Below are 23114 nucleotides of genomic sequence, written 5' to 3'. Positions count from 1 at the left end.
TGAAGGACGAGACGATGCAGATTTCCATCATGCTGGTGGTCGACAACGCGGCGGCCCTGGCGACCGGGACGCTCGACGGCCACATCTACCTGATTGACAACACCCAGCATCTGGTTGGGGTCGATGAAGTTGCCGGGACACCGGAAAAGAACGTCACCCACGTCATCGGCACCCATGATGCCAGCGGCGGGCAGGCATCGGAAGCGATCCTGAACTGGCTGAGCTGTGGTGTTTCCGGTCCGCCTTCGACGTTGCCGCGCCTGTTCCGCCATCGCAATGGCGAAGAGACCTTTAACGCCCGTCTGGCGGCGGCGGTGCAGGATGCGGCAACGCCTGCGGCCCTGAACAAGCTGTTTGGCAAGTCAGGCCCCTTTGGGCAACCCCATCCGGTGATGCTGGTCCAGACGCTGGACGGGGCGACGGTGCCGTTGCTGGGCGGGGTGATGACCGCCTCGGGGACCGCAGTCCATGAAGCCAGCCGGGACAGTATCAACGCTTTTCCGCCGGTGGTGACCAACCTTTATGGTCCGGCGGTGGATGACGGGGTGATTTATCCGGCCCTGTATGGCTCGCCCGATCCCTATACCGAGGGCTGGTACTGGAGTGCATCGGTTGATACCAGCAAGGTCGGTCGTCACCAGTATCTGGTGGATGTCCAGATCCACCAGCCCGAGGTGAACGACGACGGCCGCGTGGTGTGGATGCCGCGTATTTTCACCATGTCGGCGGAACTGGAAGTGGTGTTACAGCCGCAACTGAACGGCTTTACCGGGGCCTATGCCGGCGCTGTCCTGCCGCTGCCTCCCTGTTGTGGGGTGCAGGCGGTTGCCAGCGACGCCGAGGCTGCCTGTGATTCCCAGACGTCCTGCGCCGGAGACATGCTATGAGCCAGATCGTTATTACCGTGGTGGTCAATGTGGCCGGGGCGCTGGCCGCCGGGACGCCGGATCATCACATCGTCATGATCGACGACAACAAGGCCGCCGGGTCGCTGCATGAGGCAACCGATCGCCTGCATACCGCCGTGCGTGAGGGCGATACGCTGGTGTGGGTGGTGACCTCGCTGGAATGCGAAACCTATGCCGCGATCACCGCCCTGTCGGTGCCCGATGACGTGTGCGAGGTCCGCCGCGAAACCTATCCCGATACCGCCGTGACCTATTGGGTCGGGATCGTCAAAAAGGCGGTGACGGCCCCGGTGCCCTATGGCCTGACCTTTGCGCTGGGCAGCAGCCTGTACACCCTGTCCACCTCGCCGAACTGCGCCCTGATCGAGGCCCAACCCATCGTTGTTTCGGAGGCCGCCGAATGAGCACGCCCCTCTCTACCGTTCCGCCAGCGCCGCAGCTCAACATCGTCTCCAGCGTCGATGTGGCGGCCATCCTGCGCGACAGCACCACCGTCGGTCATATCGGGGTGATGGACAACAGTCCGGCCAGCAAGAACAAGGGCACCGCCGACCTGCAAACCGTCTGTTGTCAGGGGCAGGTGTTGAACTGGCTGGTCTATTCCCGCGATGCCAGCAAGCGCCCGGATGGCACCTGGCCGGCATCGGCCCGCATTGCCAACATCCTGTTCCTCAACGAGGACGGCACCGTGCGCAATGAAAAGGTGTTCCGCGAACTGAAGGTCTATGGCGGCCCGGATGCGATGCGCAGCCAGTGGACGCCGGTTTATTACTACTGGGCCGGTATCCTGCGCCCGGACATCGAGCCGGGGGTCTATCGCTACCGGCTGATCATCCAGTGCGATACCGATGTGGTCGGTCAGCCGAAGGCCTATCAGTTTGATGGCCCGTCGCTGGAGGTGGTGCTGCCGACCAACCCGATCATCACCCGCATGGTCCGTCCCGGCGGGTGATCTGGCCCGGCGGGTGATCTGGCCCGGCGGGTGATCCGGCTGAACCGTGGGCGCACACCGGCGCGCCCACGGCGGCACGGCAACAGGTTACACCAACCCGCCGTTGGCGCGCAGGATCTGGCCGTTGATCCAGCCACCATCCGGCCCGGCCAGAAAGGCGATGGCGGCGGCGATGTCGTCGGGGGTGCCCAGTCGTTCCAGCGGCGGCATTTTGGCCAGCCGCTCGACCAGCTCCGGGCTTTTGCCGGTCAGGAACAGGTCGGTGGCGGTCGGACCAGGGGCCACCGCATTGACGGTGATCTGACGGCCACGCAGCTCTTTGGACAGGATGCGGGTCAGGGTTTCGACCGCGGCCTTGGTGGCGGCATACAGGCCATAGGTTTCCATGTTGCTGCCAACCACACTGGTGGACAGGGTAATGATCCGCCCCCCGTCGCGCACCAGCCCGGCGGCGGCGCGCAGGACGTACACCGCCCCGGTCAGGTTGGTGGCAATCAGCCGGTCAATGGTGGCATCGTCGATGGAGGCCATCGGCGCGGTGGCAAACACCCCGGCGGACAGCACCACCACATCAAGCCCGCCCCAGGCAGCGACCGGGGCGGCCATCAGGGTCTGCACGTCGGACGGGGTGCTGATATCGGCCTGCACGATCAGGGCCTGCCCACCGGCAGCGGTGATGCGGGCGGCAACCGCATCGGCTTCGGCGGCGTTGCGGGTGTAGCTGAGGGCAACGGCAAAGCCGTCGCGGGCCAGACGCTCGGCGGTGGCGGCTCCGATGCCGCGCGATCCACCAATCACCAGAGCGGTTTTTTGCGGGGACATGACTGAACTCCGTGCAGGGGGGGGGAGGGATGCCTCACTCTATCTGCCACCATTGTTCTGATAATCCCGGTTGCTCTGGCATCTCTGTTCGTATTTCCTGAACAAGAATCAGGACAGAGGAGCAGCACGATGGATCATCTCGACGCCATGCGGGTGTTTGTGCGGGTGGTGGAACGGTGCAGCTTTACCCGCACCGCCGAAGACCTCGGCCTGCCGCGCTCGACGGTGACCGAAGCGGTCAAAATGCTGGAGGCCCGGCTGGATGTTCCGCTGCTGCTGCGCTCGACCCGCCATGTGCGGCCAACCCCCGATGGCGAACGCTACGCCCGGCACTGCCGTTCCATTCTGAATGATATCGAGGTGGCCGAGGCGTCCTTTTCCGGGCGGTCGCCGCAGGGGGTGGTGCGGGCCAGCGTCCACGGCACGCTGGCGCGCTTTTTCCTGCTGCCGCACCTGCCGGATTTTCTCGCCCGCCATCCGGGTCTGTCAGTCGAACTGCGCGAAAGTGACCGGCTGGTCAGTGTGATCGAGGAAGGCTTTGATTGCGCCCTGCGGGTCGGGGTGCCACGCGAGTGCGACCTGATGATGCGGCGGGTCACCACCTTGCCCGAGGTTACACTGGTTTCGCCAGCCTATCTGGCCCGCCACGGGGTACCGACCCATCCCGACCGCCTGCTGGCTGACGGCCACCGGATGATCGGATTCTGGTGCAGCGCGGTCAACGGCCCGATGCCGCTGGAATTCCTCTGCGATGGCGAGCGGCGGACAGTGAGTCTGCCGACGGCGCTGACGGTGTCATCGGCAGAAAGCTATACCGCCGCCGCCCATGCCGGGCTGGGGATCATCCAGATCCCGCGCTATCACGCGGCGGCGGCGCTGGCGGTCGGGACGCTGGTCGAGCTGTTACCGGAGTTTCCGTTGCCTGCGGTGCCGGTGACGCTGCTCTATCCGCGCTCCCGCCATCTGGCACCACGGGTGCAGGTGTTCATGGACTGGGTGCAGGGGTGTTTCCGGGCCTGAAAGCCTCCCGCCTTTTCGGGAGGCTCTGGAGTTCAGGGGCCACAGGGCCTCCCGCCTTTTCGGGAGGCTCTGGAGTTCAGGGGATTGACGCTCGGCACGGGACGCGCCCACCCTGACAGTCCTCCCCACACGTCTCGCAAGGAAACCTGCCAATGATCACCCTGTCGGCCTCCCGTTCGGCGCTGGTTCTGATTGACCTGCAACAGGGGATCATGGCCCTGCCCAGTGCCCCCCGCCCGGCGGCCGAGGTGCTGGCGAACGGCAAGATTCTGGCCGAGCGCTTTCGGGCGATGGGGGCGCCGGTGGTGCTGGTGACGGTGGGTTTCGCTGCTGATTTTTCCGACGCTGCGCCGGGGCTGGTCGATCAGCCCGCGCCGCGTCCGGCAGGCGGGCTGCCCGTGGACTGGTCCCGGCTTGCCGACGGGCTGGAACAGCCGGGCGACCTGCGCATTCATAAACAGCAATGGGGGGCGTTCAGCGGCACCGGCCTTGACCAGATGATGCGGCGGCGCGGCATTGATACGCTGGTGGTGGCCGGGATTGCCACCAATTTCGGGGTTGAATCGACCGTACGCCATGGCTGGGAACTGGGCTATTCGATGGTGGTGCCGGAAGACGCCTGCTCGACCACCACCACCGCTGAAGCCCACGAAATGACCTGCCGCCTGATCCTGCCGCGCATTGCCCGCATGACCACCGTTGCGGCGCTGACGGTGGAGCGGTGATGCTGGTTTCTCCTGTTCAAACCGCCAGCCGGTGGGCCGGGCTGGTGCTGTTGTCGCTGGTGCTGGCGTGGGCTCTGGAAGCGGTGCATCTGCCCGCCGCCTTCCTGCTGGGGCCGATTCTGGCTGCCATCGTGATGGCGGTCGGCAATGCCCGTGTCAGTATTCCGCGCTGGGGGGCGACCAGTGCGCAGGGGATCGTCGGGGTGATGGTGGCCGCCGCCCTGCCGACCACCCTGTTTCAGGAAATCCTGCTCGACTGGCCGGTATTTCTGGGCGGAATCGTTTCAACCTTGCTGGTGTCCAGTGCGCTGGGCTGGGTGCTGGCCCGCTCGCGGGCGTTGCCGGGCAATACCGCCATCTGGGGCTCGGCACCGGGGGCGGCAACGGTGATGACCCTGATGTCGGACTCCTATGGCGCTGACATGCGGCTGGTGGCCTTCATGCAATATCTGCGGGTGGTCTGCTGCGCGCTGGCCACCACGGCGGTGGCGCATCTGTCCGGCAATGCTCCGGCGGGGGGCGGGGGGCAGGACTGGTGGCTGGTGACGTCGTGGGCAAATGTCGGGCTGACGATGGCGCTGGCGCTGGGCAGTGCCACCCTGGGGGCGGTGGCACGGGTGCCGGGCGGAACATTGCTGGTGCCGATCATTGCCGGAGTGGCAGCCAAAATGGTCGGGCTGCTGGAGATCACCTTGCCGGTGCCGCTGCTGGCCTTTGCCTATGCGATCATCGGCTGGAGCATCGGTTTGCGCTTTTCGCGTGACGTGCTGCGCCATGCGGCGCGGGTGTTTCCGCGCGTGTTTGCCTCGATCATGGTGCTGCTTCTGCTGTCGAGTGGTCTGGCCGGGCTGTTGGTGCTGTTCGCCGGGGTTGACCCGATGACCGCCTATCTGGCCACCAGTCCGGGCGGGGCGGATTCGATTGCCATCATTGCCTCCTCGACCCATGCCGACCTGCCGTTCGTGATGACCATGCAGGTGGGGCGCTTTTTGCTGGTGTTGCTGGTTGGCCCGGCGCTGGCCCGGCTGTTGTCCTTGTCTCCACGCGCAGCCGCAGCAGCGGAATAGTCCTACAGCAGGCGGAACAGGATCGGCACGTCGATCTGCCCGCTGACCGGCACCCCGTCGCTGTGCGCCGGACGCAGCCGCCAGCGGCGCAGGGTCGATAGTGCCGCCGTATCAAGGCTGTCTTCGCCGCTGCTGTGGATAACTTCGGCCTGCGACGGCACGCCGGAGGCATCAACGAACAGCCGCACCACCACCTTGCCCTCTTTGTTGCGCTGGCGGGCGCTCCATGGGTAGGGCGGATGGGGGGTGGAGACGGCACCGAGGCTATAGCCGGGCGGTGTGCTGATGCTGGCCGGGCGTGCGGCGGGTGCTGTTGCCGGTGGCGTGCTGTCGGTGGCGACGGCCTGCGCCGGAGACGGGGCGGCAGGGGCCGGATTGGGGCGGGCGGGGCGGGCCTTTGCCACGGGCCGGACAGGACGCGGTGGCGGTGGTGTGGGGGCGGCGGGATGGACCGCTGGCTCCGGCTCCCGAGCCGGGATGGGCGCTTGCTCTGGCTCCGGTTCTGCTGCCGGAACCGGTGCAGAGGCCGGAGCCGTGCTGACCAGCATCACCTCCATCACTGCGGACGGTACTGCGGCGGGGATCAGCGGTGGCGGCGTGGTCAGTTGCAGCAGCAGGGCCAGCGCCCCACCGTGGGCCAGCAACGACAGGCTGCCTGCCAGCAGATAGGGCCGCATCCCCGTTTTCATGGCCGTACCGCCTCCCACGGCACCAGATAGGGCGCGCCATCACGCAGGCCGCGGGTGGCGGCAATGCCATAGACGCGGGCCAGCAGGCCATCATCAAGACAGTGCGCGGGCGGACCATCGGCCACCAGTGCCCCGTGGTGCAGCACGACCACCCGGTCGCACCAGCGGGCGGCCAGCCCGAGATCGTGCAACACCACCAGCACCGCCATTCCCTGTCCGGCCAACCGACGGAGCAGGGTCAGCACCTGCAACTGATGACCGGGGTCGAGATGGGCAATCGGTTCATCGGCCAGCAGAACCGGCGCCTCGACCGCCAGTGCGCGGGCGAGCAGCACGCGGGCCTTTTCGCCGCCGGACAGGCTGGTGATCGGACGCCGGGCCAGATCGCTGACCGAGGTTGCCGTCATCGCCTGTTCGATGGCCTGACGGTCGGCGCTGGTGAGACCGCGCCCGCTGCGGTGTGGCACCCGCCCGAGCGCCACCACCTCGGCCACCGCCACCGGCCAATGAAGCTCGCTGCTTTGCGGCAGATAGGCCAACTGGCGGGCGCGGGCGGTGGTGGACAACCCGGCCAGCTCCTGTCCGTTAACCAGCACCCGCGCCGCTCCCTGCTGGCCGGCAATCTGGCGCAGCAAGGTGCTCTTGCCCGCGCCGTTGGGGCCGAGCAGCCCGACCACCTCGCCCGCAGCCACCGACAGGCGTAGCGCCTCCAGCAACATCCGCTCGCCGCCGCCGCGACGGTCGCGGGCCAGCAGGGGGCGGGTGTGAACCTCCAGCAGGGGAATGCTCATCATGCCTGTCTCCGGGCTTTCAGGATCAGGGTGCAAAAGAACGGCGTGCCGATGATGGCGGTAACAACCCCCAGCATCAGTTCGGAACGGGCGGGAATCAGCCGCACCGCAATGTCGGCGGCGGTCAGCAGGGCCGCGCCGCCCAGCGCCGACGGCAGCAGGACGGCAGAGGGGCGATGGCCGACCAGCGGACGCAGCAGGTGGGGGATGATCAGGCCGACAAAGCCGACTGATCCCGCCGTTGCCACCGCCGCCCCCACCGCCAGCGCCGCTCCGGCGATCACCTGGACCCGCAGGCGCGGCAGGGCAATGCCCAGACTGGCGGCGGCCTCTTCGCCCAGCGTCAGGGCATCCAGCCCGCGTCCGGCCCGCAGCAACAGCAGGCAGCCTGCCAGCACAAACGGACTGGCGAGCAGGACATCATCCATGCTGCGGTCCTTCAGCGAGCCCATCATCCACATGACGATTTCCGTCACCGCATAGGGCGATGGCGACAGGTTCAGCGCCAGCGAGGTCAGCGCCCCGGCCATGCTGGACAGGGCGACTCCGGTCAGAATCAGGGTCAGGGTCGACGCCGCCGGTCCGGCAAGAGCCAGCAACAGCAGGGTACCAAGCGCCGCGCCGCTGATACCGGCCAGCGGCAGGGCCAGACTGAAATCAGCCGCCAGCCCGTAATAAAAGGCCAGCACCGCCCCCAGACTGGCACAGGCCGAGGTGCCGATGATCGACGGTTCGGCCAGCGGATTGCGCAGCAATCCCTGCAACGCCGCCCCTGCCAGCCCGAGCGCCGCCCCGACCACCAGCCCGAGCAGCACGCGCGGCAGGCGGATCTCCTGCATCACCATCGCCAGCCGGGGATCATCGTGCGGGAACAGGTCCGGCAGCAACCCGGCGACCATCATCGAGGGCGTCAGGGGGGCGGTCCCCAGCGTCAACGCCCAGCCAGTCAGGGCCAGCAGTGCCAGCAGCAACAGCAGGGACAGGCGTCGTTCAGTCATGATGGTCTCCAGCAGGAGGGCGGGCAGCGGCCAGAAAGGCAATCCCCTTGATCAGCGGCCAGCCTGAACAGGCGACCAGCGAGCCGGGCAGGGCGATGGTCGGGCGGCTGGCAGCCAGACGGCGGAACAGCGGATGGTGGGAAAACTTGTGGCGCAGGCTCCAGCCGGGGCGATCGAAATAGGCGGTGATCAGGGCAGTCGGCGGATGCAGGACCAGTGTTTCCAGATCCAGCCGCCCCCAGCCGCTCTGCCCGACCTCGGCGGCCAGATTGCGGTAGCCGCCGAGGGTCAGCGCCTCGTTCATGAACGTCCCTTGCCCCGAGCTGCCGCCATCGGGGCGGTAATAGGCGGCGAGCGGCGGATCGGTTGGCCGTTCGGCCAGCAGGCGGGCGAGCTGCTGTTCATTGTCACTGGCCAGCGCCTGCCCGACCTCGGCGGCACCGAGGACGGTTGAGACCGAGCGCAGTTGCTCCATCGCGTCGGCAAAGCTGTTGGTCGGCGGCATGCGGACCACCGTTACCCCCAACCGCCGCAGCAGGGACAAGGTTTGACTGTCGCCACGATCGCTGCCGACGACGATATCGGCCCCGGCCCACAGAAAGCCTTCGGCATCGGCGGGCAGCACCGGCAAGCCTTGCGCCCGGGCCGCCGCATCGGACAGGCCGGGGTCCACCGCCTGCGCCGACAGGGCGGCGATCCGGGCGGGCGGCAGCAGGGTCAGCAGCAGTTGATCACCACACAGGGCGGTGGAGGCAACGCGCCGTGTGTCTTCCTGTGCCTGCGCTGGCAGGGACAGCATGGTCCCCACCAGCGCCATCCCCATCGCCCGGCGCAGGATCATTTCGGCTTCCGGGCGGCGCGGTCGCAGTCTTCCGGCTCCAGCCCCAGATAGCGGCGGCGGAAATCATCCCACATCGCCAGTCGTGACCAGTCCGGCTGGCGGGCACGGGTGTTTTCCGGGGTGGCAAAGGGGTTGGGGAAAAAGACGGTGATCTGCTGCTCCCCGCCGCCATTGTACAGGCGCAGGCCCCACGAATAGGCCGCACCATCGCGGTTGAGCATGCGGTAAAACTCGGCCCGTCCGGTGCGGCGATGCAGGTTGACCTCCGGGGTGGGGGGAACCGGCGCTCCCTTGCCGCGATGGTCGCCGATGCAGACATGGAAATGCCAGCGGCCAAAATCGACCGTCAGATAGCCATCGTGCAGGCTGATCCGGGTGGGGGCGTTGGGGGCGCAGATTTCAAACACCGACCCCAGAACGTGGGTGCCGAACACGATTTCCTGCCAGTGATCGGCAAAAATCTCGCGCAGTAACCCGTGCAGCAACGGTTCGTCGGTGGCGATCGGAAAGGACTCGATGGTCCCCAGACCGGGTTCTTCACGCTTGATGCTGACAGCGGTCATCAACAAGGACTCCCTGACGTGACAGAGGGTTAAAACGAGGTCCGCACACCGACATAGGCGGCGCGGCCATAGGTGCCGTAGGTGTCGATTTCGCTGTATGTCTTGTCGAGCAGGTTCTCGACCCGGCCATAAAGCTGGGTGCCTTCGGTCAGGTCATAGGCTCCGGCGAGGTTGACCACCGCAAAGCCACCCAGCATGCGGTTATTGTTGCTGCTATAGCGGTTGCCGACCGCGCGCAGGCTGGCGGTGGTTTCCAGTCCGTCCAGCGGCAGCCAGGTGGCGGAAAGCGAGCCCTGATGCTTGGCACGATAGGCCAGAATCTGGCCGGTGCTGTTGTTGCGGCTGTCGGTGAAGGTGTAATTGCCCGACAGCCGCCAGTCGTCGGACAGCTCCCAGCGGGCGGTGGCTTCCAGACCCTGGGTGCGGGTGGATGACAGGTTGGTGAAGGTGGTGACACCGCCCACCGTCTGGGTGGTGATCATGTCCTTGATGCGGTTGTTGAACCACGTCAGGTCAACCGAGCCTTTGCCGTCGAGGAACGATTGCTCGATCCCGGCATCCCAGCCACGGCTTTCTTCCGGTCGCAGGGTCGGAGTGCCATAGATCGGCAGGTACAGTTCCGACAGCGACGGCGCGCGGAAACCGGTGCCATAACTGCTGTGCAGGCGTGACTGGGTGGCCTCGACCAGATAGGCAGCGGTAGTGCGATAGGTTGTGTGTGTCCCAAAGGTCTCGTGGTCGTCCAGACGACCGCCAACGGTCAGGAACAGCGCGTCGAACGGCGACACCTGATAGTCGGCAAAGTAACCGGCAGTGCTGACGTCCTTGTGGCCGGGCAGGGAAAAACCACCGCCCTGGGTGGTGGAATCGGTCTTGGTTTCAGCCCCGAACACCACCGTGTTGTGCTCGTTCAGGTGGGCCGTGCCCTGATAGTCCAGCTTCTGGCTTTCGCCGTCATAGAAATAGGCCGAGCCGCCGGACAGGTCGCCGTCCTGATAGTCGCGTTTGGATTCCTGTACCGAATAGGCAAGGGTGTTTTCCAGCACCGGTCCAAAGGGCGAAAAGGTGGTGGCCAGCCGGGCGCTGCGGTCCCGCTTGCGGAACCAGCTGTTGTCGTCTTCGGCCCGGCGGGTGGTGTTGTTGTAGCGGTCATAGTCCAGCCGGTCGTTCATCGCCCGCAGCGACGTTTCCACCGACCATGCATCGGTGATCTGATAGCCCAGCCGGGCCGAGGCGGAACTGGCCTGATAGCCATCATTCTCGCTGTTGCCGTTGCGCTGGTCAGCCGAGGAAATGCCGTCGGTCTGAAAGCGGGTGGCGCTGATGGCATAACTGGCCGCGCCCTCGCTGCCCGACAGGCCGGCGCTGCCCTTGTAGGTGTGGTAACTGCCCGCTTCGGCGCTGGCGGTGACTTTTGGTTTGCCCTTGCCCTTGCGGGTGGTGATGCTGATCACCCCGCCGATGCTGTCGCTGCCATACAGCAGGCTTTGCGGGCCGCGCAGGATTTCGATGCGCTCGATGTCCGACGCCAGCAAATGGCCGAAGTCGAACGACGGGCGGGTCGAACTGGGGTCGGCCATGTCAACGCCGTCGATGATCAGCTTGGTGTGCCAGGCTTCGGCCCCTCGGATGCGCACATCGGTCTGACTGCCGGTGGTGCCGTAATTGGCAATCGACAGGCCGGGGACGGTGCGCAGGACTTCAGCCACCGTGTTTGCCTGCTGGCGGGCGATGTCTTCGGCGGTGATGACGGTGACGGCGCTGCCGATCTTGCTGCTGTCGGTGGCCACCCGGTTGGCGCTGACCACGATGGCGTGGTCATCCGGTTGCCCGTCGCTGTCGTCGGGATCGGCGGCAAGGGCGGGGGGAGACAGCAGCAGCAGGGCCGCCAGCAGCGAGGCCGGGGCGGTGCGTGCGGATCCTCCCTCTTTGACTCCGGCAGCAAAAAGACGCATTTTTGGCATCGACAGACTCCGTCTGTGTGAATGGGCTGGTCATCAGGTCTGACCGTTCACGGAAGGGCCCGCAGTCCGCCAAGATCGTCGGGCCCTTCCACATTTCTCTGTTTTTAAACGCATTTTTCCATGCGATGCCCCACGTCAGGGCACAGCACGGGGCATTGCCGGACAGACCGCAAGGGACCGTGCCGGACGCAGACGAACACCCCGCGCAGAGTCTGAAAACAGACTCCGGGCGGGGAGTAGAGTGATGTCACCACCTCGGGAAGAAACTTCCGTACTGCCGATGCACCCCGCTCGGACAGATGGGCGACGACGTGAGGCAGGTCTCCTGGCTTCGCGGGTCATGGTCTGGCGTCCAGCCTTCCCGGAGAAACTCCCCAGTGGCTTGTGTCATTGGACGCTGACTCGCCGCTCACAGTTGCGGGGGCAGCCACGGCTTCGGCCCCGATTGGGTCGTCCTCACCGTGTTCCCGTTTTAATCCCCTGGGCTTTGCCCATTAGGGAACCATCACGTTCCGTCTGGATTACAGAAAGGATAACAGACTGTCAACCGTGTGCATCAGGTCGGCGGCTTAGGCCCTTGACCAGCAGGGCGAGGGCACCGCAGGCAGCCCCCAGCAGGCACACCCCCGACCACTGCCCGACGGCCCACGCCAGCGCGGCGGCAGCTGACCCGGCGGCACCGCCCAGAAACATGCCGGTCATGAACACGGTGTTGATCCGGCTGCGGGCTTCGGGGGCGAGGGCATAGATGATGTGCTGGTGCGACACCATCGCGCTTTGCACGCCAAAATCCAGCAGCACCACGCCAGCCACCAGCGCCAGCAGCGAGCCCTTGATGGCGAACACCCCCCACGACAGCAGGGTGATCGCCGCCCCCAGCCACACCACCACATGCGGGCCACGGCGATCAGCGATTTTCCCGGCCAGCGGGGCGGCAAAGATACCGACCGCACCGATCACCCCGAACAGCCCGGCGACATCGGCCCCCAGAGCGAACTCCGGCCCTTGCAGATACAGGGCGAGGATGCTCCAGAAGGCCGAGAAGGCACCGAACAGCGCCGCCTGTGCCAGCGTGGCGGAGCGCAGGGCCGGGTACTGCAACCACAGATGCCCCAGCGACCACAGCGCCCGCCGATAGGGCAACGGCGAGGTCGGGTGATGCTTGGGCAGGGTCAGCCGCATCATCGCCGCCGCCAGCAGGGCCAACGGAATCCCGAGGGCAAACATCACCCGCCAGCCGCCATGTTCGCCGACAAAACCGGAGACGGTCCGACTGAGCAAAATACCGGACAGCAGACCGGCCATCACCGTGCCGATGGCCGAACCGCGCTTGTCCGGGCTGCTGAGGGTGGCGGCAAAGGGAACGATCTGCTGGGCCACGGCGGCATTGGCGCCAACGACCAGCGAGGCAACCGCCAGCAGCACCGCCGACGGAGCCAGCGCCGCCCCGGCCAGCGCCACCGCCAGCGCGGCGAATTGCAGCATGATCAGTCTGCGCCGCTCGACGATATCCCCCAGCGGCACCAGCAACAGCAGGCCGAGGGCATAGCCAAGCTGGGTGGTGGTGGGAATGAAGGCAGTGGCCGGGTGATGGTCAAAGTCGGCCTCCATCAGCCCCAGCAGCGGCTGATTGTAATAGATGTTGGCCACCGCCAGACCGCAGGCGGCAGCCATGGCAAACAGGGTGGTCTTGCGCAAGGTGGGCGCGGCGGGCTGTGACATGGCAGGGTCCTTTGCGGGTATCGCTGATCTAAATTTTTTTGTCGCAGTGATTTTGCGCAAAACCGGTTTCCACTTTTGCGCTCACCGCTCTATAGCTAGATTATCTCTGTTCTGGTCGGTAGTCTGGCTTTCTGTTCCTCCTCTATAACGGTTAGCGATAGAATGAATATCGACGATGTGCAGGTGTTCACTGCGGCGGTCAGTGCGGGCAGTCTGGCCGCCGCCGCCCGCCGTTTGGGGCTGGCGCCGATGGTGGCCAGTCGGCGGCTGGCGGCGCTGGAAGCCGAGTTGGGGGTGCGCCTGCTGCACCGTACCACCCGCTCGCTGTCGTTGACCCCGGAAGGCGAAACCTTTCTGCCCTATGCACAGGCGCTGGTGGACAACGAACAGGAGGCACTGGTGCGCCTGCGCTCGTCCGACGGGGCGGCGATCGGCTTGCTGCGGGTGTCGGCGTCGATTGCCTTTGGCCTGAAGTTCATTGCACCGATTGTACCGCCATTGCTGGAGACGCACCCGCAGTTGCGCATTGCGCTGGAGCTGACCGACACCCTGCCGGATCTGGTGGCGAGCGGCATTGATCTGGCAATCCGGATTGCGCCGTTGCGCGACAGCGGGATGGTGGCGCAAAAGCTGGCCGACAATCCCCGGCTGGTGGTCGCCAGCCCGGACTATCTGGCCCGCCATGGGGTGCCGGACGACATCGACGCGCTGACCCGCCATCAGTGCCTGCCGTTGCTGGGGGTGACGCACTGGACCTTCGTTGACCGGGGCGGCGAGCGGCACATTCGTCTGACTCCACGCTTTTCCGCCAGCACCATCGAAGCCTGCCACGCCACCTGTCTGGCGGGGGGCGGCATTGCCCGCCTGTCAGTCTGGCGCGCCGCCGATGATCTGGCCGCCGGGCGGCTGGTACCGCTGGAACTGGGCGGAGCACGCCCGGAAGACATCCACCTGTGGGCGGTCTATCCAACCAACAAGATGGTGCCGCAGAAGGTCCGGGTGTTCATCGCCGCCCTGCGCCGGAAACTGGCGCAGGAAGGGGGTGGCTAGATCAGTGTGCGTTAAACCTGACGCCACTGTACACGACAGTGGGGAAACAGGATCATGGAGCGCTGCTCCAAACCTCGCTGGGGCCTTGAGGCCCCAGACCCCATTGACTTGATTTTTAAAGAAAAAATGGGGGTTCGGGGCCTCAGGCCCCGAATGGGTTTGGGCGATAGCCCATTCTTTTCCACCAACTGTCGTGTACTGAGACCTGACGCAGGCACGCTGATCCAACCTTTTGTTCTGTCGCATTGTTGTTGCGAAAACCGGTCCCCACTTTTCGCACAATGCTCTAAGTTAGTCGTGCGGCCAGGCCTGAAACTCGGCCAGCGCTTCGGCACGGTCGGACAGGGCGATCAGCGATGGCGTGCGGTCGCTGGACAGGACCGACGGCAGCATTTTCAGGGTAAAGCGACAGGCCACCGCCGTGCTGATGTCGGCCTGCAACGGGCGCTCGCCAAACAGCCATGGGGTGGTGTCGATTGTTTCGGCCACTTCGGCATCCAGCAGGCGGCAGGCGTGGTCCAACTGGCCGTTGATCCGTTCCAGCCATGGCTGGTGGCGCTTGTCTTCCGGGCGCAGCTTCAATTCGTAAACGACCTGAATGGCCTTTTCACACACCGCCATTGCCAGACCGGTGATGCGCTGCGCCCGCGCCAGATCGGCCAGATCACCCGGCAACAGGCTGTGATCGGCCTCAACCAGCCGCTCGGCGTATTCCAGAATCAGCCCGGAATCCATCAGCGTCACGCCCGCATCGGTGATCAGGGTCGGGGCTTTGACCACCGGGTTGTAGGCGGCAAAGGCGTCATAGTCCCGGAACACGGACAGCGGTTCATGGGTGAACGGCAATCCCATCCGGGTCAGGGAAATCGCCACCCGGCGCACATAGGGGGAATCGAGCAGGCCAATCAGCTTCATCGGACGCATCCTCTCGGAAAGGGGGCGAACAGGGTAATCCGAGGGGGAGCGCCGGGCCAGTGGCGGAATCTGGGGGGAGCCAGAGCAGTGAGCGCAAACTCACGGCTCTAACCTTTTATTTTGCCGCATTGTTGTTGCGAAAACCGGTTCCCACTTTTCGCACAATGCTCTAAACCGGTGGAATACGGGCGATGAACCGTCCCTTGACCCCTTGCGGCCAGTCCTTGAACGGCACCACCCCGTCGCTGCTGGCGTGGTAGTGGCGGATATACTCGGCCAGCGTCGCCACGCTGCTGTCCTCGGCGGGGAAATCTCCCAGCACATAGGCCATCCGTCCCGGCCCGCGCAGGTGGACGGCGCAGGGGCGGCGGCAGGCCATCAGGCAGCGCATGCTGTCAACGCGGACACCGGGAACATCGGCCAGATGGTCCCGTGCCATTGCCAACAGCTTTTCCCCGCTGCGTGGCAGGGGAGCGGCGTCATCCGCCGGGGTGGTGGCGGGGTCTTCCGGGTGGCGGCAGGTTTCGCACACCAGCAGAACAATCTCGCTCATCGGTTAGAAATCCTGCTCGGACAGCTTTTCCAGCAGGAAGTCACGGAACACCGTCACCCGCTTGGAATGGCGCAGTTCTTCCGGATAGACGAAATAGCAGTCAAAGCTGGGGCCGCGCAGTTCCGGCAACACCTGCACCAGCTGGGTCGCCACCGTCGAGAAGTAATCCGGCAGGGCGGCAATGCCCATCCCGGACTGCACGGCGCGATAGATGCCATAAATGTTGTTGACCCGCAGCACCGGCTGACGCGGGGTGGAGGTGCCTGCCGACAGCAGCCAGTTCATGTTTTCCACCGGCGCCTTGCTGTCATCGCCATAGATGATGATCCGGTGGTTGTCGAGGTCCGCCGGGCTTTTCGGCATGCCGTATTTCTTCAGGTACTCGGGCGCGGCATAGACGTGATAGTGCAGGGTGGCGAGATGGCGCTGCACCAGGTCCGGCTGGCGGGGGGTGGTGAAGCGGATTGCCACGTCGGCCTGACGCATCGCCAGATCGATTTCCCCGTCATCAAGCAGCATCGACATGTCGATGCCCGGATAGTCTTCCATGAACGAGGTGATGCGCGGGGTCAGCCATACCGAGCCAAAGGCAACGGTGGTGGTGACTTTCAGCGGGCCTTCCGGCTTTTCACGGCTTTCGGTGATGCGGGCCTCGACCATCGACAGCTTGGCAAACACCTCGTGGACGGTGCGATAGAGCAACTCGCCCTGTTCGGTCAGGATCAGCCCGCGCGCGTGGCGGTGGAACAGCGAGACGGTCAGGCTCTCTTCCAGCCCGGAAATCTGGCGGCTGACCGCCGACTGGCTGAGGTTCAGGATTTCACCGGCGTGGGTAAAGCTGCCTGCTTCTGCAACGGTGTGAAACACCCGCAACTTGTCCCAGTCCATCATGGTGCCCTGTCGTGCTGGCATGGAAGCCTTTCCCCCTTGTCTCATCTGTTTGGGCGTCATCTCTGTGGGCATGGTTGAGAAAATGTTATGCGCTTTTTGCGCACGGGCTACAAGTTTTGTGCATAGGACATAAAGCCGGGATCAGGGAAAACCCCGAGTCCCGGCTTTATGATGCACCATTTTGGCGGAATGGTGGCGGACAGACGAGGGCGCAGGGCTTTCCCGCTGCACCGTCTTTCCGGCCTTACAGTTCGCCCTTTTCCGACAGGAAACGATCGACTTCGATCGCCGCCATGCACCCGGTGCCAGCGGCGGTCACCGCCTGACGGAAAATGTGGTCCTGCACGTCACCCGCGGCGAACACACCCTCGACAGCGGTTTTGGTGCTGCCCGGGGTGGTGATCAGATAGCCGGTCTCGTCCATCGGCAACTGGCCGGTGAACAGGTCGGTGTTCGGCTTGTGGCCGATGGCAATGAACACGCCGTGGCAATCGTGGGTGCTGGTTTCGCCGTTTTCGATGTTTTTCAGGCGGACACCGGTCACGCCGCTGTCATCCCCGACCACTTCGTCGATCACCGAATTCCACACGCAGGTGATTTTTTCATGCTTGAACAGGCGGTCCTGCATGATCTTTTCGGCACGCAGGCTGTCACGGCGATGGACCAGCGTCACCGACGAGCAGAAATTGGCCAGATAGAGGGCTTCTTCGACGGCGGTGTTGCCGCCACCGACCACCACCACCGGCTTGTTGCGGAAGAAAAAGCCGTCACAGGTGGCGCAGGCCGACACGCCGCGACCGGAATAGGCCTGTTCACTGTCCAGCCCCAGCCAGCGGGCCGAAGCGCCGGTGGCGATGATCAGGGTGTTGGCGGTGTAGGTATCACCCGAATCGCCCTTGCAGACGAACGGACGCTTGCTGAGGTCGGCTTCGACGATGATGTCGTGGATCAGCGATGCGCCGACGTTGATCGCCTGCTGCTGCATGCGCTCCATCAGCTCCGGCCCCATGATCGGTTCGGCAAAGCCCGGATAGTTTTCAACGTCGGTGGTGATGGTCAACTGGCCACCCGGTTGCAGTCCGGCAACCATGATCGGTTCCAGATTGGCACGGGCGGCATAGATGGCGGCGGTGCAGCCCGCTGCGCCCGACCCGAGGATCAGGACTTTGGTCTTGTGATCAGCCATGATGAAACGGCAACCTTATCGGTAAAACGGGAATGATTGCGGCAGAAGATAAGCGCCGTTCTCCGCCAAGAAAAGAGGACTGTTGCCGTTGCGGGCCGTATCCGGTGCTTTTTTGGTGGCTGTGGGGGAGCGGAGCCGGGCGAAAATCGCCAAAGCGTCCATCAGATGGGTCTTATGTTGGTCGAATCGACTTATAAAGCGGCCTTTAATGCTGTAAAAATAGCCATTTTTGCGCGAAGTTCGAAAATTATCACTTTTTTGGGCATTTCCCTCTGGCATTCTTGGGGGGTTCGGTGTAGGAGAACCGCCCTTTTCCGGTGCCATGGCGCGTCGGACGGGAACTCTACGCAACAGGTGGGTTAATTTATTGCGTGATGACGTATTGTCATTGCGATAAAGGCCCACTAGATTGTAATTTCCTTGCGTAACGTTGCGTTTGAAACAAATAATCGAAGGCACGGGACGCATCAGACCCCTGGCGCTGCGGAAACATCCGACAGGCGCAGGGGGGTAAACTGCGAATGAAACACTCAGCCGGTCCGTTGTGCGGGCCGCAGTCCACGAGAGGGGCATAAAAGCCATGCAGCGAGTCAAGCTGGATCGGATCGATCGCCGTATCCTGCGCGATTTGCAGGACGATGGGCGGATGACCAACGTGGAGTTGGCGCGCCGGGCCGGAATTTCGGCTCCTCCCTGCTTGCGCCGGGTGCGGGCCCTGGAAGAGGCCGGGTACATTCGCGGCTTTCACGCCGACGTTGATCCCGGTGCCCTGGGCTACAACGTGACCATCTTTGCTCACGTCGGGCTGAACAGTCAGGCCGAAGCCGACCTGCGCGCCTTTGAGGGACTGGTCAACGAGTGGGAACAGGTCCGTGAGTGCCACATGCTGGCCGGGGAGACCGACTTTCTGCTGAAAGTGGTGGCGCGTGACTGGGATGATTACCAGCGATTCCTGACCACCCGTCTGACTGCGGCCCCCAATGTGGCGCACGTCAAATCGGCGCTGGCCATCCGCACCGGCAAGCTGAAGCCGGGCGTGCCGATCGAGGTGGATGAGGGCGACAGCGACGAAGGGGCGGCGTAAGTTTTTTCTACCATACAAAAAGGGCACCGCTGTGAGACGGTGCCCTTTTTGTATGGTGGGGCCTGCGTTTTGCGGCTCCCACTCTTGCGCTTACTGCTCCAGTTCGGAATCCCAATATAAAAAATCCCGCCAACTTTCATGCAGATAGTTTGGCGGGAAGCGGCGGCCTTGATCCTGAAGCTGGTGGCTGTTCGGACGATAGGGTTGCCTGATCAGCGGCATGTCGGCTTCCTGCGGCGTGCGGTTGGCCTTGCGCAGGTTGCATGTGCCACAGGCGGCAACGACGTTCAGCCACTCGGTCCGCCCCCCGCGTGAGCGGGGCACAACGTGGTCAAAGGTCAGATCATGGACCGCAAACCGCTGGCCGCAATACTGGCAGGTAAAGTGGTCGCGCAAAAAGACGTTGAAGCGGGTAAAGGCCGGTTTGCGCGCTGTCGGGGCATATTCTTTCAGGGAAATGACCGACGGCAGGCGGAATGAGCAGGTCGGGGAATGAACCTCGCGCTCGTATTCTGACACCACGTTGACCCGGTCAAGAAACACCGCCTTGACGGCATCCTGCCAGGACCACAGCGACAAGGGGAAGTAGCTGAGCGGGCGATAGTCGGCATTGAGGACCAATACCGGGGATTTTTCAAAGACAGCCAACACGGTCCATCACCTCGTTCTCCCGAACCGGCAGGGGACGCGGCCCTGATCCGGTCGCCAGATTTCTGGCTCGCCTGCGGAAGGCAGAGCGGCATCAGGGAAAAGGGGATGCCGGTTGATGACGGAAAGTGCCCTGCGTGTGGTGGGAGAGGGCATTCCGGATCGCAAAACCGGGGATCATTCTTCCTGAAAAACGCTCTGACGCAGGCACACTGGTCTAACCTTTTGACGTGCCGCAGTGATGGTGCTGCACAAGAGTCGGAGGGCGATCCATGCAGCGCGCCAGCCCCGCAGGCAGGACAGGCAAACAGGACGGGCCGTCGGTCGGGGGATCCTGCGGGAAAAGCATCCACAGGGGCGGCGGCTCGGTAGCAAGCAAGATATGGTATCTTTTACGGCTCTTGCCGCCAAGTCGTGTGTAAAACTTTGATGATGTTTTTTTACGGCACTGCCGCACAGGTCTTGGCGAGGTTTAACCGGGCTGGCCGCACCGGACCAAAGGACGGGTCTGGGTCCAGAAAATCCGTGCTGGTCTGCTGTGGATTTAAGGCTAAGGAATTACGAGAAAAGGCCCCTGCCTTTCCACCAGTAATATACTTTCATCCATGTATTTATAAGTCCAGAAGGCGGTCAATATTCTATCATGAGGTGCAGTAAAAGGGGGTGTTGCATAATTATGCTGTGGCGCGCCTTGGGCCCTTCCTCTGCTATCTACCATTGATGCAACTTTTTCACTTTATTCCGTTTATTGCGCAATAATTTTTTCTGATAAGAAATTGTTGAGTTCTGAAAGATACCCTGTCCTTCCCCGTGATCTTTCGGACAGGGGAGGCGAAGTGGACGGTGGGCACGGTTGTCGGCACCGATCTGATGGAAAAGAAGAGAGACATGTTTAAAACCATGAACATCGCCACCCGCCTTTCCCTGATCGTGGGGGCTGCAGTGATTGGCATGGTGGCGGTGATGATCGTCGGCCTGATGGTGTTGCGCGGTGAATTGATCGACGATCGCAAGGCCAACACGCGCAACGTTCTGGATAGCGCAACCACGCTGGTGCGGTCTTATGAACAGAAGGTCCAGCGCGGCGAGTTGACGGTCCAGGCGGCTCAGGCTGCCGTGGCAGCCGATCTGCGGGCGATCCGGTATGGTGATAACAATTATCTCTATGTGATGGACCAGCAGGGCCGGTTTCTGGTCTATCCGATCAAGCCCGAACTCGAAGGCACCGACTCCCGCATCATCAAGGACAGGGAGGGCAAGGCCTTCTTTGCCGAGATGATGGATCTGGCGGGGAAGGGGCAAGAGGCCTTCGTCCACTACTGGTGGCCAAAGATCGGCAGTGACGTACCGATGGAAAAGCTGTCGTCGATACGGGCCTTGCCGGAATGGAAATGGTTTGTCGGGACCGGCATCTACATTGATGACGTTGACCGGATTTTCTGGAGTGACGTGATGTGGCTGGGCAGCATCGTGGTGGTGATCCTGCTGCTGGCTGTCGGTCTGTCGGTGTTGATCCAGCGGTCGATCACCGTGCCGCTGGGGGTGCTGACCCGTGACATGGAACGTCTGGCGCGCGGAGATACCGCAATCACCATCGAGGACGTTGACGGCAAAAGCGAGATTGCCGCCTTTGCCCGGGCGTTGGTGGTGTTCCGCGAAAATGCCATCGAGCGCGCGGAGATGCAGCGGCGGGAACATCAGGAAGAACAGGCCCGCATGGCGCGGGCGGGCAAGATTGAAACGCTGTGCTCGTCGTTTGCTGCGACCATGGAACGGGTTCTGGGAACGGTGGCAGGATCGGTTGTCCAACTGAATCAGGCGTCGGAAAGCCTGTCGAACGGGGCGCAGGAAACCAGCGTCCAGAGTGCAACGGTGGCGGCGGCGTCGGAACAGGCTTCGGCCAACGTGCAGACGGTGGCGGCAGCGACCGAAGAGCTACACACCTCGGTCAACGAGATCAGCCGTCAGGTCCAGCGGTCGAGTGCGATTGCAGCGCAGGCAGTCCAGCAGGCCGAGGCCACCGACCGCAGCATGGAGGGGCTGAGCAGTGCTGTCGGGCGGATTGGCGAGGTGGTCAACCTGATTAACGACGTTGCCAGTCAGACCAACCTGCTGGCGCTGAATGCGACCATCGAGGCCGCGCGCGCCGGGGAGGCTGGCAAGGGCTTTGCGGTGGTGGCCAACGAGGTAAAATCACTCGCCAATCAGACCAGCCGTGCCACCGAGGAAATCGCCCAGCAGATCGGGGCGGTGCAGCAGGAAACGCAAGGTGCGGTCGAGGCCATCCGGACGATTGCCGACACCATCGCACAGATCAGCCACATTGCTTCCGGGATTGCCGCCGCGGTCGAGGAACAGGGGGCGGCGACGCAGGAAATCGCCCGCAATGTACAGGAAGCCGCCCATGGCACCGACGAGGTCAACCGCAACATTCAAGGGGTATCGGTGGCTGCGGGACAGGTCGGGGAGGCCGCCGAACAGGTTCACGATGCTGCCGTGCACTTGAATACCGAAGCGGAAACCCTGAAGCAGACGGTCGAGTCGTTCCTGGGTAATGTTCGTAGCGTATAAACATTTATGCCAATGATTGATAAGGGCGCTTCCCTGGGACGGACCCTTGTCCTTTCGAGTATTATGGGGATGCCAAAGACCGCTACAGGAACAGCCCATGCCCGGTGATGTGACCCGTTTCGCCCCCAGCCCAACCGGTTTTTTACACCTTGGGCATGCGCATGCCGCCCTGTTTGCGGCAGCCCATGCGGTCAACGGACGTTTTTTGCTGCGCATCGAAGACATCGACCAGACGCGCTGCCGCCCGGAGTACACAGCGGCGGTGTTCGACGATCTTGCGTGGCTGGGTCTGCACTGGGAGCAGCCGGTGCGCCAGCAATCGCAGCATCTGGAGGACTATCGGCAAGCACTGGGTACTCTCGAGCAACTGGGAGTGCTTTATCCCTGTTTCTGCACCCGGGCTGACATTGTGCGGGAAGTGGGGGACATTCACCGCGCTCCCCATGGCCCGGATGGCGTGCTGTATCCGGGCACCTGCCGGGGCCTGTCGCGGGCCGAGGCACAGGAACGGCTGGCTGCTGGTCTTCCCTATGCCCTGCGGCTGGACGTACAGCAGGCGCAGCAGATGTCCGGCGGTCCCCTGTTGTGGACCGACCGCAGGCAGGGTGTGCAGCGGGCGGAACCGCAGATATTTGGGGACGTGGTGCTGGCGCGCAAGGATACCCCGACCAGTTACCATCTGGCAGTCACCGTTGATGATGCCCTGCAAGGGGTGACGCTGGTCACCCGCGGCGAAGACCTGCGGGCGGCGACCGATGTCCATCGTCTGCTACAGGCTTTGTTGGACTTGCCGACGCCGGACTATCAGTTTCACGGTCTGTTGTGTGGCCCGGATGGCAAGCGGCTGGCCAAGCGGGATCAGGCCAAAACCTTGCGGGCCATGCGGGCCGAGGGGCTGACGGCGCGGGATGTTCACACCCTTGCCGGGTTTTAGGAATATTCACTCCATTCATGTGTGCTGTTTGTTGTTTGTGTTAACGTTTACAGTGTTTCGGCTACTACTTTCCGCTAATGCGATACCTACCCTGAAGATAAATTAAAATATTCCACGGTATCGTCGTGCATGATTATCTGAATATCCATAAACATATAAAGTTTATTTATCTGGACTATTTTCCAGTTATCAGCTTTCGGTGCTACGTTTTCCTTGAGAC

The 23114-nt window shown here is 63.6% G+C and carries 24 protein-coding genes and 1 riboswitch; of the genes, 10 read left to right on the top strand and 14 right to left on the bottom strand.

Annotated elements, in window-relative coordinates:
- Positions 1 to 14 precede the first annotated feature (14 nt).
- From BW995_RS13190 to BW995_RS13180, 3 genes are read left to right on the top strand one after another with little or no spacing between them, the layout of a single operon-like run.
- Positions 15 to 887 (top strand): hypothetical protein, encoded by an 873-nt coding sequence (locus BW995_RS13190; RefSeq protein WP_076400851.1) that lies wholly within the window; start codon positions 15 to 17, stop codon positions 885 to 887.
- Positions 884 to 1312 (top strand): hypothetical protein, encoded by a 429-nt coding sequence (locus tag BW995_RS13185; RefSeq protein WP_076400850.1) that lies wholly within the window; start codon positions 884 to 886, stop codon positions 1310 to 1312. The genes BW995_RS13190 and BW995_RS13185 overlap by 4 nt, the downstream gene beginning before the upstream one ends.
- Positions 1309 to 1860, top strand: coding sequence for a hypothetical protein (locus BW995_RS13180; protein WP_076400849.1), 552 nt, complete (start codon positions 1309 to 1311; stop codon positions 1858 to 1860). The genes BW995_RS13185 and BW995_RS13180 overlap by 4 nt, the downstream gene beginning before the upstream one ends.
- Before the next feature lie 87 nt (positions 1861 to 1947).
- Here BW995_RS13180 and BW995_RS13175 read toward each other — a convergent pair whose 3' ends face one another.
- Entirely contained in the window at positions 1948 to 2682 is a 735-nt protein-coding gene (locus tag BW995_RS13175; RefSeq protein WP_076400848.1) for an SDR family oxidoreductase, read from the bottom strand.
- A 129-nt stretch (positions 2683 to 2811) separates the two neighbouring features.
- Between BW995_RS13175 and BW995_RS13170 the strand changes: the two genes are divergently transcribed.
- The 3 genes from BW995_RS13170 to BW995_RS13160 all read left to right on the top strand — a co-directional run bounded on the left by BW995_RS13170 (position 2812) and on the right by BW995_RS13160 (position 5494).
- The gene (locus BW995_RS13170) at positions 2812 to 3702 is read left to right on the top strand and encodes a LysR family transcriptional regulator (RefSeq protein ID WP_076400847.1); all 891 of its coding nucleotides are present in this window, start codon (positions 2812 to 2814) and stop codon (positions 3700 to 3702) included.
- Between the two features lie 152 nt (positions 3703 to 3854).
- Complete coding sequence (locus tag BW995_RS13165) at positions 3855 to 4427, top strand: hydrolase (protein WP_076400846.1); 573 nt, start codon at positions 3855 to 3857, stop codon at positions 4425 to 4427.
- Complete coding sequence (locus BW995_RS13160) at positions 4427 to 5494, top strand: AbrB family transcriptional regulator (RefSeq protein WP_076400845.1); 1068 nt, start codon at positions 4427 to 4429, stop codon at positions 5492 to 5494. The genes BW995_RS13165 and BW995_RS13160 overlap by 1 nt, the downstream gene beginning before the upstream one ends.
- A gap of 2 nt (positions 5495 to 5496) precedes the next feature.
- Here the strand turns inward: BW995_RS13160 and BW995_RS13155 are convergent, their stop codons facing one another.
- The 7 genes from BW995_RS13155 to BW995_RS13125 all read right to left on the bottom strand — a co-directional run bounded on the left by BW995_RS13155 (position 5497) and on the right by BW995_RS13125 (position 13062).
- The gene (locus tag BW995_RS13155; protein WP_084194824.1) at positions 5497 to 6183 is read right to left on the bottom strand and encodes an energy transducer TonB; all 687 of its coding nucleotides are present in this window, start codon (positions 6181 to 6183) and stop codon (positions 5497 to 5499) included.
- A complete protein-coding gene (locus BW995_RS13150; RefSeq protein WP_139332902.1) occupies positions 6180 to 6977 on the bottom strand; it encodes an ABC transporter ATP-binding protein in 798 nt (265 codons plus the stop codon). Before BW995_RS13150 ends, BW995_RS13155 begins: the two co-directional genes overlap by 4 nt.
- On the bottom strand, positions 6974 to 7972 hold the full coding sequence (locus tag BW995_RS13145; RefSeq protein ID WP_076400843.1) for a FecCD family ABC transporter permease: 999 nt from the start codon (positions 7970 to 7972) through the stop codon (positions 6974 to 6976). The genes BW995_RS13150 and BW995_RS13145 overlap by 4 nt, the downstream gene beginning before the upstream one ends.
- Complete coding sequence (locus tag BW995_RS13140; protein ID WP_076400842.1) at positions 7965 to 8813, bottom strand: ABC transporter substrate-binding protein; 849 nt, start codon at positions 8811 to 8813, stop codon at positions 7965 to 7967. The genes BW995_RS13145 and BW995_RS13140 overlap by 8 nt, the downstream gene beginning before the upstream one ends.
- Positions 8810 to 9376, bottom strand: coding sequence for a DUF7676 family protein (locus BW995_RS13135; RefSeq protein WP_076400841.1), 567 nt, complete (start codon positions 9374 to 9376; stop codon positions 8810 to 8812). The genes BW995_RS13140 and BW995_RS13135 overlap by 4 nt, the downstream gene beginning before the upstream one ends.
- Before the next feature lie 29 nt (positions 9377 to 9405).
- Positions 9406 to 11340 (bottom strand): TonB-dependent receptor plug domain-containing protein, encoded by a 1935-nt coding sequence (locus tag BW995_RS13130; RefSeq protein WP_076400840.1) that lies wholly within the window; start codon positions 11338 to 11340, stop codon positions 9406 to 9408.
- A gap of 298 nt (positions 11341 to 11638) precedes the next feature.
- A riboswitch (cobalamin riboswitch) is annotated at positions 11639 to 11863 on the bottom strand.
- Between the two features lie 20 nt (positions 11864 to 11883).
- Positions 11884 to 13062: an MFS transporter gene (locus BW995_RS13125; RefSeq protein ID WP_076400839.1), complete on the bottom strand. Its 1179-nt coding sequence runs from the start codon at positions 13060 to 13062 to the stop codon at positions 11884 to 11886.
- Between the two features lie 162 nt (positions 13063 to 13224).
- Between BW995_RS13125 and BW995_RS13120 the strand changes: the two genes are divergently transcribed.
- Complete coding sequence (locus BW995_RS13120) at positions 13225 to 14112, top strand: LysR family transcriptional regulator (RefSeq protein WP_076400838.1); 888 nt, start codon at positions 13225 to 13227, stop codon at positions 14110 to 14112.
- Positions 14113 to 14403: 291 nt separating this feature from the next.
- Here BW995_RS13120 and BW995_RS13115 read toward each other — a convergent pair whose 3' ends face one another.
- The 5 genes from BW995_RS13115 to BW995_RS20540 form a co-directional block, all read right to left on the bottom strand.
- The gene (locus BW995_RS13115) at positions 14404 to 15027 is read right to left on the bottom strand and encodes a glutathione S-transferase family protein (protein WP_076400837.1); all 624 of its coding nucleotides are present in this window, start codon (positions 15025 to 15027) and stop codon (positions 14404 to 14406) included.
- Positions 15028 to 15196: 169 nt separating this feature from the next.
- On the bottom strand, positions 15197 to 15580 hold the full coding sequence (locus BW995_RS13110; protein ID WP_076400836.1) for a DUF1636 domain-containing protein: 384 nt from the start codon (positions 15578 to 15580) through the stop codon (positions 15197 to 15199).
- A gap of 3 nt (positions 15581 to 15583) precedes the next feature.
- On the bottom strand, positions 15584 to 16492 hold the full coding sequence (locus BW995_RS13105) for a LysR family transcriptional regulator (RefSeq protein ID WP_139332901.1): 909 nt from the start codon (positions 16490 to 16492) through the stop codon (positions 15584 to 15586).
- Between the two features lie 223 nt (positions 16493 to 16715).
- The gene (gene trxB, locus BW995_RS13100; RefSeq protein ID WP_076400835.1) at positions 16716 to 17657 is read right to left on the bottom strand and encodes a thioredoxin-disulfide reductase; all 942 of its coding nucleotides are present in this window, start codon (positions 17655 to 17657) and stop codon (positions 16716 to 16718) included.
- A 15-nt stretch (positions 17658 to 17672) separates the two neighbouring features.
- The gene (locus tag BW995_RS20540; RefSeq protein WP_139332900.1) at positions 17673 to 18125 is read right to left on the bottom strand and encodes a hypothetical protein; all 453 of its coding nucleotides are present in this window, start codon (positions 18123 to 18125) and stop codon (positions 17673 to 17675) included.
- A gap of 112 nt (positions 18126 to 18237) precedes the next feature.
- On the opposite strand from BW995_RS20540, the gene BW995_RS13095 reads away from it, so the two are divergent.
- Positions 18238 to 18741, top strand: a complete 504-nt coding sequence (locus BW995_RS13095) for an Lrp/AsnC family transcriptional regulator (protein WP_076400834.1) — start codon at positions 18238 to 18240, stop codon at positions 18739 to 18741.
- Positions 18742 to 18831: 90 nt separating this feature from the next.
- On the opposite strand, the gene BW995_RS13090 is transcribed toward BW995_RS13095, so the two are convergent.
- Complete coding sequence (locus tag BW995_RS13090) at positions 18832 to 19392, bottom strand: HNH endonuclease (protein ID WP_407656318.1); 561 nt, start codon at positions 19390 to 19392, stop codon at positions 18832 to 18834.
- Positions 19393 to 20277: 885 nt separating this feature from the next.
- On the opposite strand from BW995_RS13090, the gene BW995_RS13085 reads away from it, so the two are divergent.
- The gene (locus BW995_RS13085) at positions 20278 to 21960 is read left to right on the top strand and encodes a methyl-accepting chemotaxis protein (RefSeq protein ID WP_076400833.1); all 1683 of its coding nucleotides are present in this window, start codon (positions 20278 to 20280) and stop codon (positions 21958 to 21960) included.
- Positions 21961 to 22057: 97 nt separating this feature from the next.
- Positions 22058 to 22894, top strand: a complete 837-nt coding sequence (gluQRS, locus tag BW995_RS13080) for a tRNA glutamyl-Q(34) synthetase GluQRS (RefSeq protein WP_076400832.1) — start codon at positions 22058 to 22060, stop codon at positions 22892 to 22894.
- Positions 22895 to 23114 lie beyond the last annotated feature (220 nt).

Origin of the sequence: Insolitispirillum peregrinum, from assembly GCF_900156605.1 — a bacterium.
In the GTDB taxonomy this organism is placed as follows: domain Bacteria; phylum Pseudomonadota; class Alphaproteobacteria; order Rhodospirillales; family Rhodospirillaceae; genus Insolitispirillum; species Insolitispirillum peregrinum.
The sequence above is the reverse complement of the archived record's forward strand: the minus strand, read 5'-3'. Positions and strand labels throughout refer to the sequence as shown.

What these genes read in the sequence shown, in the direction of transcription:
- BW995_RS13190 (WP_076400851.1), top strand. Translation starts at nt 15, where the DNA reads ATGCAGATTTCCATCATGCTGGTGGTCGACAACGCGGCGGCCCTGGCG.
- BW995_RS13185 (WP_076400850.1), top strand. Translation starts at nt 884, where the DNA reads ATGAGCCAGATCGTTATTACCGTGGTGGTCAATGTGGCCGGGGCGCTG.
- BW995_RS13180 (WP_076400849.1), top strand. Translation starts at nt 1,309, where the DNA reads ATGAGCACGCCCCTCTCTACCGTTCCGCCAGCGCCGCAGCTCAACATC.
- BW995_RS13175 (WP_076400848.1), bottom strand. Translation starts at nt 2,682, where the DNA reads ATGTCCCCGCAAAAAACCGCTCTGGTGATTGGTGGATCGCGCGGCATC.
- BW995_RS13170 (WP_076400847.1), top strand. Translation starts at nt 2,812, where the DNA reads ATGGATCATCTCGACGCCATGCGGGTGTTTGTGCGGGTGGTGGAACGG.
- BW995_RS13165 (WP_076400846.1), top strand. Translation starts at nt 3,855, where the DNA reads ATGATCACCCTGTCGGCCTCCCGTTCGGCGCTGGTTCTGATTGACCTG.
- BW995_RS13160 (WP_076400845.1), top strand. Translation starts at nt 4,427, where the DNA reads ATGCTGGTTTCTCCTGTTCAAACCGCCAGCCGGTGGGCCGGGCTGGTG.
- BW995_RS13155 (WP_084194824.1), bottom strand. Translation starts at nt 6,183, where the DNA reads ATGAAAACGGGGATGCGGCCCTATCTGCTGGCAGGCAGCCTGTCGTTG.
- BW995_RS13150 (WP_139332902.1), bottom strand. Translation starts at nt 6,977, where the DNA reads ATGATGAGCATTCCCCTGCTGGAGGTTCACACCCGCCCCCTGCTGGCC.
- BW995_RS13145 (WP_076400843.1), bottom strand. Translation starts at nt 7,972, where the DNA reads ATGACTGAACGACGCCTGTCCCTGCTGTTGCTGCTGGCACTGCTGGCC.
- BW995_RS13140 (WP_076400842.1), bottom strand. Translation starts at nt 8,813, where the DNA reads ATGATCCTGCGCCGGGCGATGGGGATGGCGCTGGTGGGGACCATGCTG.
- BW995_RS13135 (WP_076400841.1), bottom strand. Translation starts at nt 9,376, where the DNA reads ATGACCGCTGTCAGCATCAAGCGTGAAGAACCCGGTCTGGGGACCATC.
- BW995_RS13130 (WP_076400840.1), bottom strand. Translation starts at nt 11,340, where the DNA reads ATGCCAAAAATGCGTCTTTTTGCTGCCGGAGTCAAAGAGGGAGGATCC.
- BW995_RS13125 (WP_076400839.1), bottom strand. Translation starts at nt 13,062, where the DNA reads ATGTCACAGCCCGCCGCGCCCACCTTGCGCAAGACCACCCTGTTTGCC.
- BW995_RS13120 (WP_076400838.1), top strand. Translation starts at nt 13,225, where the DNA reads ATGAATATCGACGATGTGCAGGTGTTCACTGCGGCGGTCAGTGCGGGC.
- BW995_RS13115 (WP_076400837.1), bottom strand. Translation starts at nt 15,027, where the DNA reads ATGAAGCTGATTGGCCTGCTCGATTCCCCCTATGTGCGCCGGGTGGCG.
- BW995_RS13110 (WP_076400836.1), bottom strand. Translation starts at nt 15,580, where the DNA reads ATGAGCGAGATTGTTCTGCTGGTGTGCGAAACCTGCCGCCACCCGGAA.
- BW995_RS13105 (WP_139332901.1), bottom strand. Translation starts at nt 16,492, where the DNA reads ATGCCAGCACGACAGGGCACCATGATGGACTGGGACAAGTTGCGGGTG.
- trxB (WP_076400835.1), bottom strand. Translation starts at nt 17,657, where the DNA reads ATGGCTGATCACAAGACCAAAGTCCTGATCCTCGGGTCGGGCGCAGCG.
- BW995_RS20540 (WP_139332900.1), bottom strand. Translation starts at nt 18,125, where the DNA reads ATGCGTCCCGTGCCTTCGATTATTTGTTTCAAACGCAACGTTACGCAA.
- BW995_RS13095 (WP_076400834.1), top strand. Translation starts at nt 18,238, where the DNA reads ATGCAGCGAGTCAAGCTGGATCGGATCGATCGCCGTATCCTGCGCGAT.
- BW995_RS13085 (WP_076400833.1), top strand. Translation starts at nt 20,278, where the DNA reads ATGTTTAAAACCATGAACATCGCCACCCGCCTTTCCCTGATCGTGGGG.
- gluQRS (WP_076400832.1), top strand. Translation starts at nt 22,058, where the DNA reads ATGCCCGGTGATGTGACCCGTTTCGCCCCCAGCCCAACCGGTTTTTTA.